A 342-nucleotide genomic window follows, 5' to 3' on the forward strand; every position below is an offset into this window, starting at 1 on the left:
GCTTATCAACGTAAACATGCAAAAGGTGGACGAACCCCTAAGTTAAGCTTAGAAGATCTCCTCATGGCTACTCTTCAATACATGCGAGAATACCGTACTTATGAACAAATCGCGGCTGATTTTGGCATTCACGAAAGCAACTTAATCCGTCGGAGTCAATGGGTTGAAGCAACTCTTATTCAAAGTGGTTTTACGATTTCAAAAACTCATCTTAGTGCTGAGGATACGGTGATTGTGGATGCAACAGAGGTAAAAATAAATCGTCCTAAAAAAATCAACTAGCCAATTATTCTGGTAAAAAGAAATATCATGCTATGAAGGCTCAAGCGATTGTCACAAGCC

General features: G+C 39.5%; 1 pseudogene. It reads left to right on the plus strand.

From position 1 onward, the window contains the following. Nucleotides 1-342 (plus strand): annotated as a pseudogene (locus HMPREF2837_RS01080) (transposase family protein); the annotation flags it as partial.

The sequence above is a fragment of the Streptococcus sp. HMSC071D03 genome, from assembly GCF_001812125.1.
Taxonomy (GTDB): Bacteria; Bacillota; Bacilli; order Lactobacillales; family Streptococcaceae; genus Streptococcus; species Streptococcus pseudopneumoniae_N.